The organism is Streptomyces sp. NPDC002324, from assembly GCF_053593335.1.
In genome coordinates, this window is the sequence record NZ_JBSFCF010000002.1 from 24690 (window position 1) to 37626 (window position 12937).

Annotated in this window: 15 protein-coding genes; 10 read left to right on the forward strand and 5 right to left on the reverse strand. The window is 71.6% G+C overall.

Annotation, left to right across the window (positions count from 1 at the left end; genetic code table 11):
- Positions 1-172: 172 nt before the first annotated feature.
- A complete protein-coding gene (locus ACWCRJ_RS03085) occupies positions 173-859 on the reverse strand; it encodes a pyridoxamine 5'-phosphate oxidase family protein (protein ID WP_450937623.1) in 687 nt (228 codons plus the stop codon).
- Between the two features lie 35 nt (positions 860-894).
- Between ACWCRJ_RS03085 and ACWCRJ_RS03090 the strand changes: the two genes are divergently transcribed.
- Complete coding sequence (locus tag ACWCRJ_RS03090; protein ID WP_450937624.1) at positions 895-2226, forward strand: aminotransferase class I/II-fold pyridoxal phosphate-dependent enzyme; 1332 nt, start codon at positions 895-897, stop codon at positions 2224-2226.
- A gap of 13 nt (positions 2227-2239) precedes the next feature.
- On the opposite strand, the gene ACWCRJ_RS03095 is transcribed toward ACWCRJ_RS03090, so the two are convergent.
- Entirely contained in the window at positions 2240-3169 is a 930-nt protein-coding gene (locus ACWCRJ_RS03095; RefSeq protein ID WP_450937625.1) for a DMT family transporter, read from the reverse strand.
- 74 nt (positions 3170-3243) lie between these two features.
- Between ACWCRJ_RS03095 and ACWCRJ_RS03100 the strand changes: the two genes are divergently transcribed.
- Positions 3244-4152 (forward strand): LysR family transcriptional regulator, encoded by a 909-nt coding sequence (locus ACWCRJ_RS03100; protein WP_450937626.1) that lies wholly within the window; start codon positions 3244-3246, stop codon positions 4150-4152.
- Between the two features lie 58 nt (positions 4153-4210).
- On the opposite strand, the gene ACWCRJ_RS03105 is transcribed toward ACWCRJ_RS03100, so the two are convergent.
- Positions 4211-4672, reverse strand: coding sequence for a pyridoxamine 5'-phosphate oxidase family protein (locus ACWCRJ_RS03105; protein ID WP_450937627.1), 462 nt, complete (start codon positions 4670-4672; stop codon positions 4211-4213).
- A gap of 108 nt (positions 4673-4780) precedes the next feature.
- On the opposite strand from ACWCRJ_RS03105, the gene ACWCRJ_RS03110 reads away from it, so the two are divergent.
- Positions 4781-5485, forward strand: coding sequence for a cysteine hydrolase (locus tag ACWCRJ_RS03110; protein ID WP_450937628.1), 705 nt, complete (start codon positions 4781-4783; stop codon positions 5483-5485).
- Here the strand turns inward: ACWCRJ_RS03110 and ACWCRJ_RS03115 are convergent.
- Positions 5472-5957, reverse strand: a complete 486-nt coding sequence (locus ACWCRJ_RS03115) for a Rieske (2Fe-2S) protein (protein WP_450937629.1) — start codon at positions 5955-5957, stop codon at positions 5472-5474. The genes ACWCRJ_RS03110 and ACWCRJ_RS03115 overlap by 14 nt on opposite strands.
- A gap of 199 nt (positions 5958-6156) precedes the next feature.
- Between ACWCRJ_RS03115 and ACWCRJ_RS03120 the strand changes: the two genes are divergently transcribed.
- The 7 genes from ACWCRJ_RS03120 (at position 6157) to ACWCRJ_RS03150 (ending at position 12379) form a co-directional block, all read left to right on the forward strand.
- Positions 6157-6912, forward strand: coding sequence for a HipA family kinase (locus tag ACWCRJ_RS03120; RefSeq protein WP_450937630.1), 756 nt, complete (start codon positions 6157-6159; stop codon positions 6910-6912).
- Positions 6909-7319: a DUF3037 domain-containing protein gene (locus ACWCRJ_RS03125; protein WP_450937631.1), complete on the forward strand. Its 411-nt coding sequence runs from the start codon at positions 6909-6911 to the stop codon at positions 7317-7319. Before ACWCRJ_RS03120 ends, ACWCRJ_RS03125 begins: the two co-directional genes overlap by 4 nt.
- Positions 7320-7490: 171 nt before the next feature.
- Positions 7491-8252, forward strand: coding sequence for a 3-oxoacyl-ACP reductase FabG (gene fabG, locus ACWCRJ_RS03130; RefSeq protein ID WP_450937632.1), 762 nt, complete (start codon positions 7491-7493; stop codon positions 8250-8252).
- A gap of 12 nt (positions 8253-8264) precedes the next feature.
- Positions 8265-9032, forward strand: a complete 768-nt coding sequence (locus tag ACWCRJ_RS03135) for an SDR family oxidoreductase (RefSeq protein ID WP_450937633.1) — start codon at positions 8265-8267, stop codon at positions 9030-9032.
- Between the two features lie 187 nt (positions 9033-9219).
- Complete coding sequence (locus ACWCRJ_RS03140) at positions 9220-10800, forward strand: ABC transporter substrate-binding protein (RefSeq protein ID WP_450937634.1); 1581 nt, start codon at positions 9220-9222, stop codon at positions 10798-10800.
- Positions 10801-10932: 132 nt separating this feature from the next.
- Positions 10933-11616, forward strand: a complete 684-nt coding sequence (locus tag ACWCRJ_RS03145) for a uracil-DNA glycosylase (RefSeq protein ID WP_450937635.1) — start codon at positions 10933-10935, stop codon at positions 11614-11616.
- Between the two features lie 157 nt (positions 11617-11773).
- The gene (locus tag ACWCRJ_RS03150; protein WP_450937636.1) at positions 11774-12379 is read left to right on the forward strand and encodes a hypothetical protein; all 606 of its coding nucleotides are present in this window, start codon (positions 11774-11776) and stop codon (positions 12377-12379) included.
- A 30-nt stretch (positions 12380-12409) separates the two neighbouring features.
- Here the strand turns inward: ACWCRJ_RS03150 and ACWCRJ_RS03155 are convergent, their stop codons facing one another.
- Positions 12410-12922, reverse strand: a complete 513-nt coding sequence (locus ACWCRJ_RS03155) for a hypothetical protein (protein ID WP_450937637.1) — start codon at positions 12920-12922, stop codon at positions 12410-12412.
- Positions 12923-12937 lie beyond the last annotated feature (15 nt).

Below are 12937 nucleotides of genomic sequence, written 5' to 3' on the forward strand. Positions count from 1 at the left end.
GTGTCGGAGGCGGTGGCCAGGGCTGGCCCCGAGCTTTGGCCGGGGTCGGGCGTTCTGCGTCTGTGGGGGCTCGTCGCGCAGTTCCCCGCGCGCCCCTGGAGGGGCGCGTGCCGGGGTTGTGGGGACCGGGTGGGCTCCTCGCCATTGAGGGGCCCGGGTCTCGCGGCGTGCGCTAGAGGGTCTTGAGGTAGGCCGGGAGTTCGGTCTCGGGCGGCAGGTCGGGGTCCGGGATCGGGGTGTCGTAGCCCTTGCGGAGGGGGACGACGCCGGCCCAGTGGGGGAGGGTGAGGTCTTCGGGCTCCTCGTTGACTCCGCCGGTGCGGGTCTTGGCCGAGACCTCGTTCAGGTCGAGGCGGATCACGGCGGTGGCCGCGAACTCCTTCGCGTTGGCGGGCCGGGAGTCCTGCGAGCGACCCGGTACGACGTGGTCGACGAGCGCGTCCAGGGCGATCCGCCGCTCCTGCGGATCGGTGACCTGGTGGGCGGTGCCGTGCACCACGACCGAGCGGTAGTTGATCGAGTGGTGGAAGGCGGAGCGGGCCAGGACCAGCCCGTCCACGTGCGTCACCGTCAGGCACACCGGGAGCCCCGGGTCGGCCTGGCCCGTCATCCGCAGCGGGCGTGAACCCGTCGAACCGTGCACGTAGAGCGTCTCGCCGACCCGGCCGTACAGCGTGGGCAGCACCACCGGGGCGCCGTCGCGGACGAAGCCGAGATGGCAGACGTACCCCTCGTCGAGTATCGCGTGCACCAGGTCCTTGTCGTACGACGCCTTCTGCGCGCCCCGGGTCGGGACGGTGCGGTCGGTGGGGTCGTAGGCGGCGGCCGGTGATGTCGTCGGCTGTGGTGTCCCCGTCATTGCGCTCCCCATTGCACTAGTGCATAGTTTGGTTTGTGCTAGGAGAATACATGGTCACCGGGCGGCGCGCGGCGGAAATCGCGGCGAGCGTCGAGCGGGCGGTCGGGGCGGGTGAGCTGATGCCCGGTCAACTACTGCCATCCATGCGGGAGTTGGCGGAACGACTCGGGGTGAACCCGAACACCGTCGCGGCCGCCTACCGCACGCTGCGTGAGCGGGGGGTCATCGAGACCGCCGGGCGGCGGGGGAGCCGTGTGCGGCCCCGGCCGGCGACGACGGGGCGCGAGTACATCCGGGTGGAGGTACCGGAGGGCGTGCGTGACCTCGCCGACGGCAATCCCGACACCACCTTGCTGCCGCGTCTGGCCGAGGCGTTCGCGGCGGCCGCCGAGCAGGGCGACCGAGAGCCGGTGCTGTACGGGTCGGGGTCGGTGGAGCCCGAGCTGGCGCGGATCGCGCGCGCCGAACTGGACGCCGACGGGGTGCCGGACGGGCCGGTCACCGTCACCTCCGGTTCGCTCGACGCCATCGAACGCGTCCTGGCCGCCCACCTCAGACCCGGGGACGCCGTCGCCGTCGAGGACCCCGGGTGGGGCAGCGTGCTCGACCTCGTGCCGGCGCTCGGACTGCGGATCGTGCCGGTCGGCGTCGACGACGAGGGGCCGCTCGCCGACGACGTCCGCGCGGCGCTGGAGGCCGGGGCGAGGGCCCTGATCGTCACCGACCGGGCGCAGAACCCCACCGGCGCGGCCGTGAGCGCCGCACGCGCGCGGGCCCTGCGGTCCGTGCTCGGGGAGCATCCCGAGACCCTGCTCATCGAGGACGACCACGGTCACCGGATCGTCGACCAGCCCCTCCATCCACTGGCCGGGACCACCCGCGGCTGGGCCTTCGTGCGGTCGGTCGCCAAGGCGTACGGCCCCGACCTGCGGCTCGCGGTGCTCACCGGGGACGCCGTCACGGTCGACCGGGTGCGGGGCCGGCAGCGGCTGGGGCCGGGCTGGGTGAGCCGGCTGGTGCAGCGGGCCGTCGTACGGCTGTGGTCCGGCGGCGCGGTGGACGCCACGGCCGTGGCGGCGGCGTACGGGAGGCGGCGGGACGCGCTGATCGGCGCTCTCGCCCTGCGCGGGATCGAGGCGCACGGGGTCAGCGGGATGAACGTCTGGGTCCGGGTCCCGGACGAGACCGGCGCGGTCGCCCGGCTGCTCCACGCCGGGTGGGCGGTCGCGCCCGGCGCCCGCTTCCGGATGAACGCTCCGCAGGGGATCCGGATCACGGTCTCCACCCTCACCGAGCAGGAGATCGGGAGGGTGGCGGAGGCGGTGGCCTCGGCGGTCGGGCCGGGCTCCGGCGGCGGATACGTGTGAGGGTCCGGCGGGTTCAGGTGCGCGGCCTCGCCTGTGTCAGGGCCGCTCCCGCCAGAACGATCGCCGCGCCGACCGGGGTCGACCAGGTCAGGGACTCGCCGAGAATCGCCACCCCGGCGGCCGTGGCGATGACCGGGATGAAGTAGGTGACCATCTGGGCGGTCGTGGGGCCGACCTCTGAGACGAGGCCGTACTGCAGGAGCATGGCGACACCCGTGCCGAGGGCGCCCAGCGCGACGACCGCCAGCAGGGGGAGAACCGGGAAACGGCCCGGCAGGGTCGTGAACAGCGGTGTGACGAAGGCCAGTTGGGCGGTGGCCAGCAGGAGTTGGGCGCCGGTGAGGGACAGGTGCGACGCGCTGGTGCCGGCCAGGGTGCGGCGGACGTAGATCCAGCCGATCGGATAGCTGAGGGAGGCCAGCAGGGCCATCGTGGTGCCCCTGGCGTCCAGGCCGCTGAAGCCCTGCCAGGCGCCGAGCACGGTGAGCACGCCGAGGAAGCCGAGGCCGAGACCGGCGACCCGCACCCTGGTCGGGCGGTCCTCCGAGAGCGCGACCAGGGAGAGGGCCATGCCCCACAGGGGCGAGGTCGCGTTGCAGATGCCCGCCAGGGTGGAAGGGATGGTCAGCTCCGCGTAGGCGAAGAGGGAGAACGGCAGCGCGTTGAGGAGCAGGGCCGCCACGGTGAGGTGCCCCCAGGTGCGGATGCCGCGCGGCAGCCGCTCCCGCTTCACGGCCATCGCCACCGCGAGCACCAGCGTGCCGAACAGCAGCCGCCCGAACGTGACCTGGAACGGGGCGTAGGCCTGCGTGCCCACCTTGATCAGGAGGAAGCTGAAGCCCCAGACGAGGGAGAGGAAGGCGAAGCGCAGGCGCCAGTCCAGGGCGGCGCGGGTGCGTGCGGACAGGGCGGCGGGCGTTCGGGTGGGCGCGGCGGTGGTCATGACCTCAACGATGCTGCCGACAATCTTGTAGCACAAGCGAGAATTCATGAGCTGAATCTCGTAGCATCTCTTATATGTTGAATCTGGAGCGTCTGCGCACGCTCGACGCGCTCGCCCGGCACGGTTCGGTCAGCGGGGCGGCCGAGGGGCTGCATGTGACGACCTCGGCCGTCTCCCAGCAGATGGCCAAACTGGAGCGGGAGGTCGGGCAGCGGCTCCTCGCCAAGAACGGGCGGGGCGTGCGCCTCACCGACGCGGGGCGGCTGCTCGCCGAACATGCCGCGCGCATCCTGTCGCAGGTCGAGCTGGCGCAGTCGGACCTGGAGGCGCAGCGCGGCCAGGTCGTCGGCGAACTACGGATGGCCGCGTTCCCCACGGCCGTCCGGGGGCTGTTCCCCGCCGTCTTCCGCGCGCTGCGGGAGGACCATCCGGCGCTGCGAGTGCGCTCGCGGGAGACGGAACCCGAACTCGCCATCAGCGCGGTGATCCGGGGCGACGCCGACCTGGCCGTCGTCCTCGACTGGTACAACAAGCCGCTGCCGGTGCCCGAGGGTCTCGCCCGGGCCGCGATCCTCGACGATCCGGTGGAGGTGGCGCTGCCCGAGGACCACCCGCTCGCCGGGCGGGACGAGATCGACCTGCGGGAGCTGGCGGAGGAGCCGTGGGTCGCCTGGCCGGAGGGCGAGTTCTGTCACGAATGGCTGCTCTACACGCTGCGCGCCAACGGCATCGAGCCACAGATCGCCCACCGGGCCGGCGAGCATCACACCCAACTCGCCCTGGTCGCCGCCGGGTTGGGTGTCTGTATCGCGCCCCGGCTCGGCCGCGACCCGATGCCGGCCGGCATGCGGACGGTGCCGGTGCGCCCCCGGGTGCACCGGAGCGTCTACGCGGTGTGGCGCGCGGACGCCGACCGGCGGCCGTCGATCAGGGCGGCGGTCGAGGCGCTGCGGGCGGCGGGGGCCGCGTGCGGCTCGACCTGACGCACTGCCGCTCCGGCGTGCGCGGAGCGGGCCGCGCGGGCGCGGTGGTGATCCGCGGCTACCCCAGCTTGCGGAAGTCCCAGGACGCGATCGCGTCCGGTGTCAGGCGCAGCCAGGCGTGTCGGCCGTCGTGCGGCATCTCGTCGATGCCGAAGTTCTTGCGGGCGAACCGCCGCTCCACCTCGACGAGTTCGGGGACCGGCTCGCCCGTGCGCGGTGCCTCGCCGACGAACTCGACGGTGCCGGACAGCTCGGCGCCCCGCAGTTCGCCGTACTCCTCGCCCGCGTCGACCACGACGGCGACGCGCGGATCACGGCGCAGCGCGGACCACCGTCTGCTGCGGGTGATCGAGTAGAGCCACAGCGACGTGCCGTCCCAGACGTACCAGAGCGGGCTGATGTGCGGTGCGCCGTCGGACGAGACCGTCGCGACCCGGCAGGTGCGCCGCGCGCCGAGGAACTCGTCCAGTTCGGCGGGCTCCATCATGATCTTCCGGCCCCGGCGCTGCGTGGCGGTCATCGACATCCCCTCCGCTGACGTGACGTCAGAAGAGGATCGGACGTCTTCCGTCCATGTGCAAGGGGCGTTACGCTCGCCCGCCCGATCGCCGGCGACAAGGGGAACGTCATGCCGTCGTACGCGAGTGAGGCGAGTGACGCGAGTGACGCGCGTGGGTCGAACGCGAGTGGGTCGAAGAGGCAGCGGGAACTGGACGGGCTGCTCGATCCCGCCACCACCGTCCTGCTCACCGTCGAGTGCCAGCGCGGTGTCGTCGGACCCGACAGCGCGCTGCCCGAACTCGCCGACGAGGCACGCTCGTCGGGGGCGCTCGCCAATGTGGCCAGGCTGGTCGACGCGGCCCACCGGAGCGGGGTGCAGGTCATGCACGCCGTCGCCGAGCGCCGGCCGGACGGGCGGGGCGCCAGCCACAACGCCCGCCTGTTCCGCGCCGCGCAGCGGCTGCCCGTACGGCAGTTGGCGGGCACCGATGCCGTACGCGTCGCGCCGCCCGTCGAGGTGACCGAGGAGGACCTGGTCGTACGGCGGCTGCACGGGCTGTCCCCGCTGGCGGGCACGGACGTGGACGCGCTGCTGCGCAACCTGGGGTGCCGCACGCTGATCGTCACCGGTGTCTCGGCCAACGTGGCCGTGCCGAACGCGGTGTTCGACGCGGTGAACCGCGGCTACCGCGTCGTCGTGCCCGGGGACGCCATCGCGGGGGTGCCTGCCGACTACACCCCCGCGATGATCCGCCACACCCTCGCGCTGGTCGCCACGGTCGCTACCACGGACGAGGTGTCGGCGTGCCTGACGAAGGTCAGGCCAGAGTGATCGAATCGCCCGAGACGCTGACCTCCTTGGCCGGCAGCGGCTTCGGGGCCGGGCCGCTCTTGACGCTGCCGTCCTCGATCGAGAAGTTGCTGTTGTGACAGGGGCAGTTGATCACGCCGTCGGCGATCGTCTTCACGGCACAGCCCGAGTGGGTGCACACCGAGGAGAACGCCTTGAAGGTGCCCGCCTTCGGCTGGGTGACGACGACACCCTCGCTCTCGAAGATCTTGCCGCCGCCCTCGGGTATGTCCGAGGTCTTGGCGATCTCCGTGCCCCCCGCGCCGCCGCTCGCCTCGGCGGTGGAGTCGCCCCCGGCTCCCGCCCCGGCACCGGGCGAGTCGGAGGTGGAGGTCGACGGGGTGTCCTCCGATCCGCACGCGGTCAGCGCGACGGCGAGTCCCGCCACGCCGGCCGCCGCCATGACGGTACGACGGCCCGGAATCGAAGCGGGTTTGATCGTTTCGCTGGACATGCTGGCGGTTCCTTCCGAGATGGCTTCGCACTTTCGCCCATGGATACGGCGGGGCCGTGCTTGAACGTTCAGACAGGGTGCACATCCTGGCCTGTCCGGGATCATGAGAGCGTCAAAAACAGCTGTCCGGAAGCTGTCGGTCCGTCATGCGCGGACGGGTCGACTCCGGGTGTCCGCGGTACGCCGGTAACCTGGGGCGATGCTCAAGGAAGTCAGCGTGACCCGGTACATCACGCCGCTGCGGGAAGGCGGTTCGCTGCCGGGTCTGGTCGAGGCCGACGACCGCGGCACGTATGTCCTGAAGTTCACCGGAGCGGGGCAGGGCCGCAAGACGCTCGTGGCGGAGGTCGTCTGCGGTGAGCTGGCCCGGCGGCTCGGTCTGCGCGTGCCCGGCCTCGTCACCCTGGACCTCGACCCCGTCCTCGGGCTCGGCGAGCCCGACGAGCAGGTGCAGGAGCTGATCAAGTCCAGCGGCGGCACCAACCTCGGCATGGACTTCCTGGCCCGCGCCATCGGCTTCGACCCGCTCGCCTTCGAGGTCGGTCCCGAGGAGGCCGGGCGGGTCGTCTGGTTCGACGCGCTGATCAACAACGTCGACCGCTCCTGGCGCAATCCGAACCTGCTGACGCGCCACGGTGACCTGTGGCTCATCGACCACGGCGCCACCATGATCTGGCACCACCACTGGCCGGGCGCCCGTGCCTCCGCGGCCAAGCCGTACGACGCCGCCGACCACGCCCTCGCGCGCTTCGCCCCCGATGTCGCCGCGGCCGCCGCCGACCTCGCGCCCCTGGTCACCGCGGACCTGCTCGCCGAGGTGACCGCCGAGATCCCGGACGTCTGGCTGGCCGACGAGCCCGGCTTCGAGACGCCGGACGCGCTGCGGCGGGCGTACGCGGAACCGCTGCTCGCCCGCGCCGCCGACATTCACGAACGCATCGAGGGGATCAAGTGAGCGACCGCTTCCTGGCCACCGGGGCGACCGGGCAGGACGTCTACGAGTACGCGCTGCTGCGGGTCGTGCCCAGGATCGAGCGCGGGGAGTGCTTCAACGCGGGCGTTCTCGTGTACAGCCGCTCCCGGGCCCTCGTGGCGGCCCGCACGCATCTCGACGAGACCAAGCTCCTCGCCCTGGACCCGGGGGCGGACGTGGAGGGCGTACGCGCCGCGCTGCGCGCCGTGGAGCAGGTGTGCGCCGGGGGAGATGCGGCCGGGCAGGCCGCCCGGGACGATGCCGGACGGAGGTTCCGGTGGCTCGTCGCGCCCCGTTCCACGGTCGTCCGGGCGGGACCGGTGCACACTGGGCTCACCGCGGATCCGGCGGCGGAGGCGGAGCGGCTGCTCGCCCTGCTGGTGCGGTGACGGTCGGTGCGCGTGGGCCCCGGCGGGGGCCGACGTAAGGGATCACACCTGGGGGAACGTTGACACCGGGTGCCAGGACTTCTAGCGTCACGTGTGCTGAAGGTACTAAGCGGTCGCTCACCAAGAGGGGGCGCCGCAGGAGCCGCATCCCAAGGGCGAGGAGAACCAGCAATGTCCACCACTGAGCAGCGTGTCGCCGTGGTCACCGGTGGCGCGCGCGGCATCGGTGCCGCGACCGCCGTACGACTGGCCGCCGAAGGCCGTGCCGTCGCGGTGATCGACCTCGACGAGGCCGCGTGCAAGGACACCGTCGAGAAGATCACCGCCGTCGGCGGCAAGGCGCTCGCGGTCGGCTGCGACGTCTCCGACGAGGCCCAGGTCGAGGCCGCCGTCACCCGGATCGCCGAGGAACTGGGCGCCCCGACGATCCTGGTGAACAACGCGGGCGTGCTCCGCGACAACCTGCTGTTCAAGATGAGCGCGTCCGACTGGGACATCGTCATGAACGTGCACCTGCGGGGCGCCTTCCTGATGGCCAAGGCCGTTCAGAAGTACATGGTCGAGGCCAAGTTCGGCCGGATCGTCAACCTGTCCTCGTCGTCCGCGCTCGGCAACCGGGGCCAGGCCAACTACTCCGCCGCCAAGGCCGGTCTGCAGGGCCTGACCAAGACCCTCGCCATCGAGCTCGGCAAGTTCGGCGTCACCGCCAACGCCGTCGCGCCCGGCTTCATCGTCACCGACATGACCGCCGCCACCGCCGCCCGTGTGGGCATGGGCTTCGAGGAGTTCCAGGCGGCGGCCGCCACGCAGATCCCCGTCCAGCGCGTGGGCCGGCCCGAGGACATCGCCGGCGCCATCGCCTACTTCACCGGCGAGGACGCCGGATTCGTCTCCGGCCAGGTGCTGTACGTGGCCGGCGGACCGCTCAACTAAGGGATCGGGAACATGACTTCGGTGGAACTCCCCGAGCTCTCGGGCAAGGTCGCCCTCATCACCGGCGCCAGCCGCGGTATCGGCCACGGCATCGCCGAGGCCCTCGTCGCGCGCGGCGACCGGGTCTGCATCACGGGCCGCGACGAGGACTCGCTCAAGAAGGCCGTCGAGCAGCTCGGCGCCGACCGCGTCATCGGTGTGGCGGGCAAGGCCCACGACGAGGCCCACCAGGCACTCGCCGTCGAACGCACGATGGAGGCCTTCGGCCGTGTCGACTTCCTGGTCAACAACGCCGGCACCAACCCGGTCTTCGGGCCGATCGCCGATCTCGACCTGAACGTGGCCCGCAAGGTGTTCGAGACCAACGTCGTCTCGGCCCTCGGCTTCGCCCAGCGGACCTGGCACGCCTGGCAGAAGGACAACGGCGGCGCGATCGTCAACATCGCCTCCGTCGCCGGTGTCTCCGCGTCGCCGTTCATCGGCGCCTACGGCATCAGCAAGGCCGCCATGATCAACCTGACCCTGCAGCTGGCGCACGAGTACGCGCCCAAGGTGCGGGTCAACGCGATCGCGCCCGCGGTGGTGAAGACCAAGTTCGCCCAGGCCCTGTACGAGGGCCGGGAGGCCGAGGCCGCGGCGGCCTACCCGCTCGCCCGGCTCGGCGTGCCCTCCGACATCGGCGGCGCCGCCGCGTTCCTCACCTCGGAGCAGTCCGACTGGGTCACCGGCCAGACCCTCGTGGTCGACGGCGGCATCTTCCTCAACGCCGGGATGGCCTGACAGAGTACGGCGGGCGCCGGAGCACGCTTCTCCGAACGTCTCCGGCGCCCGTTCGCATCCCCCACAGGGGCTCGACAACGCCGTCACAGCGAACTGATCAAGGGCTTTGCCAGCCGAGCGGTGGCCGCTCGCGGGGCCTGCGGTATCGTTCGCCCACTCTTGGTACGGCATTTCGAGGAGCATGCGCGTGTTCAACCGGAACCGATACTTGCCGCCACTCGCGGTGATCGCGTCCATATCCATGGTGACCGGGTGTGGCGTGTTCTCCTCGGACGCCTCGGACGACGCGGACCCCATCGTGGTGGGGACCACCAGCACGCCGAGCACCCTGGACCCGGCCGCGGCCTGGGACAGCTCCTGGGAGCTGATGCGCAACGTCTTCCAGCCCCTGCTCGGCTACGCGCCCGGCGGTACCGAGCCCGAGCCCGACGCCGCCGAGAGCTGCGAGTTCACGGACAGCTCCAGCACCGTGTACAGCTGCACGCTGCGCGAGGGCCTGAAGTTCTCCAACGGGCACACACTGGACGCGCAGGCCGTCAAGTACTCGTTCGACCGGATCAAGAAGATCAATGTCAACGGTGGCCCCGCGGGCCTGCTGACCACGCTCTCCCGGGTGCAGGTCAAGGGCGACCGCGAGGTCGTCTTCCACCTCAGCCAGCCCGACGCGACCTTCCCGCTCGTGCTCACCACGCCCGCCATGTCGATCGTGGACCCCGCGGACTATCCCGCGGACAAGCTCCGTGAGGGCACCGAGATCACCGGCTCAGGACCCTACGACCTCGACTCCTACGAGGACGGCAAGAAGGCCGAGCTGGTCGGCAACGAGAACTACAAGGGCCTCGCGGACCGCAAGAACTCCGCTGTGACCATCGAGTACTTCCAGCAGTCGGACCAGATGGTCAAGGCCCTCAAGGACAAGAAGATCTCGGTCATCTACCGGGGTCTCGGCGCCTCGGACATCGTGGACATCCAGGCCAACCACGACAGCGAGAACCTCCAGCTCGTGGAGAGCCCCACCACCGAGATCAGCTATCTGGTGTTCAACCCCAAGGACCCCTGGGCGAAGAACCCCGCGGTCCGCAAGGCGATCGCCCAGGTCCTCGACCGGCCGGCACTCGCCCACAACATCTACAAGGACACCGTCGAGCCGCTGTACTCCATGATCCCCAGGGGTCTGGTGGGCCACACGACGGGCTTCTTCGACGACTACGGCAACCCCAGCGCCACCAAGGCGAAGTCCATCCTCACCGAGGCGGGCATCACCGAAACGGTTCCTCTCACGCTCTGGTACACCTCGGACCGGTACGGCTCCCAGACCAAGCCCGCCTTCGAGGAGCTGAAGCGGCAGCTGGAGGCGTCCGGCCTGTTCTCGGTCACGCTCAAGAGCCGGCCCTGGAAGACCTACGCCGAGGGCTACCAGAAGGGCGAGTACCCCATCTTCGGGCGTGGCTGGAACCCCGACTTCAACGACGCCGACAACTTCATCGCCCCCTTCGTGGGCGAGCAGAACGCGCTCGGCACCCCGTACAAGTCCCCCGAGATCACGGACAAGCTGCTCCCCGAGTCGCGTGCCGAGAGCGACCGCGGGGCCGTCTCCAAGGAGTTCGAGGAGGCCCAGCAGATCCTCGTGGACGACGCCCGCCTGATCCCGCTGTGGCAGGGCAAGGCGTACACGGCCGCGAACGAGGAGATCGCCGGCCTGGAGAACGTCATCGACCCCGCGACGATGATGACCATGTGGCAGTTGTCCTGGAAGACCAGCTGGTAATTCCGGGTGCCGGGTCCCGTTGTCAGTGGGCGCCTGTAGGTTCTGTGCTCTGACGGCGGCCGCGCCTCGCGCGGCAGCCCATGGCCGCGTGCTGCGCGGCCGTGAAGTGAGCGCACACCGGAGGACGTTGACGTGACCGACATCGCCATGCTGCCCGAGTCCTGGCGCGGGGTCCTGGGGGACGAACTGCAGCAGCCCTACTTCAAGGAACTCACCGAGTTCGTCGAGGAGGAGCGCGCCAAGGGTCCCGTCTACCCTCCCCGCGAGCAGGTCTTCGCCGCACTCGACGCCACGCCGTACGAGAGCGTGAAGGTCCTCGTCCTCGGCCAGGATCCGTACCACGGCGAGGGCCAGGGCCACGGCCTGTGCTTCTCCGTGCGGCCCGGAGTGAAGACCCCGCCCTCCCTGCGGAACATCTACAAGGAGATGCAGGCCGAGCTGGGCACCCCCATCCCGGACAACGGCTATCTGCTGCCCTGGGCCCAGCAGGGCGTGCTGCTGCTCAACGCGGTGCTCACGGTCCGCTCGGGCGAGGCCAACTCGCACAAGGGCAAGGGCTGGGAGAGGTTCACCGACGCCGTGATCCGCGCCGTCGCCGACCGGCCCGACCCGGCGGTCTTCGTGCTCTGGGGCAACTACGCGCAGAAGAAGCTGCCGCTGATCGACGAGGAGCGCCACGTGGTGGTGAAGGGCGCCCACCCCTCGCCGCTGTCGGCCAAGAAGTTCTTCGGCTCGCAGCCGTTCACGCAGATCAACGAGGCCGTCGCCCGGCAGGGCCACGAGCCGATCGACTGGACGATTCCCGACATCGGCTGACGCGAAAGCTCGTCCGCCCCCTCACCCGCGTCTGCGCCCGTACGGCCGCCGGGGCACCCCCGCGGCCGTACGGGGCTGCCTGACCGGGTTTGCCGGTGCCTGCCGTTAGCGTCGGGAGGGACAGGCGGGACAGGGGGCGAGGAGTGCGGAGGACGCGGTGGTGGAGCGACAGGAGCAGGTGGCACCGGACGCCCTGATGACCCGGATCGGACAGGCTGTCATGCTGCACCACGGGGGTGACCGCGAGGAGGCCCGGCACCGTCTGCTCCAGCTCTGGGCGGAGATCGGCGAGGACGGCACCCCGCTCCACCGCTGCACGCTGGCGCACTACATGGCCGACACCCAGGACGATCCGGACACCGAGCTGGCCTGGGACCTCAGGGCGCTGTCGGCGGCCGACGAGCTGTCCGACGGCCGCTCGGCGGAGCACACCGCGGAGCACTCCACCGGCCACCCCGTGCACCACCCTCCGCACCATGACGCGGACCACTCCGCGGCCCGCCCCCGGGAGCACCACGACGAGCTCGCGGTGCGCGCCTTCTACCCCTCGCTCCACCTCAACCTCGCCGCCGACTACGCCAGGCTGGGCCGCCCCGACGCGGCCCGCAGCCATCTGCGGCTGGCCCGGGTCGCGCTGGCCGCGCTGGAGGACGGCGGTCACGGCGACGGCGTCCGCACCGCCCTCGGCCGGCTGGAGGCCCGGCTCGACGAGGCGGGCCCCGGTGGAGGGGACACGCCGGGGCCGCCGAGACAGCGGCCCTGACGCCGGGAGTGCGCGACCGTCGAGGGCGCCTCAACGGCCGTAGACGTCCCTGCAGATGGCCGCCTGGGGCGTGTCCCTTCCCCAGCCGCCGTACTTGTGGCCGAGTGCGCACACGTCGGAGTTCCTGGGCCGCTCGGTCGGGAGCTTCTCGGGGAGCGGCGGGATCTCGACATGAGGCCGGGACCCGGGGGGCGGTCCGTGCCGCTCGGGGGGAGCCTGGCGCTTCTCCCGGGGTGGTGGCGCGGGAGGCGGCGTGTCGGTCGTGGGCGCGGGGGTGGCGGGGGCAGGCGCGGCGGGCTCCGGTGCCTCGGACGCGCTCGATGGGGAATCCCGGGGCGGGCCGATCAGCGCCAGCGCCTCCCGCGCCGGCGCCTCCACGATCCGCGTCGCGCCGGTGCCGTCCGGGCGGGGCTCGGCCGGCCCGGACGGCAGGGCCGGCGCCTGCGGCGAGGGCGGGTGTTGCGCGGTCACACAGCCGGTGAGGGCCGAGACGGCCACGGTGACCAGGAGCGTTGCGGTTGCGGTGGTGGTCGGTCGATGCACGCGCGCAACTCTGCT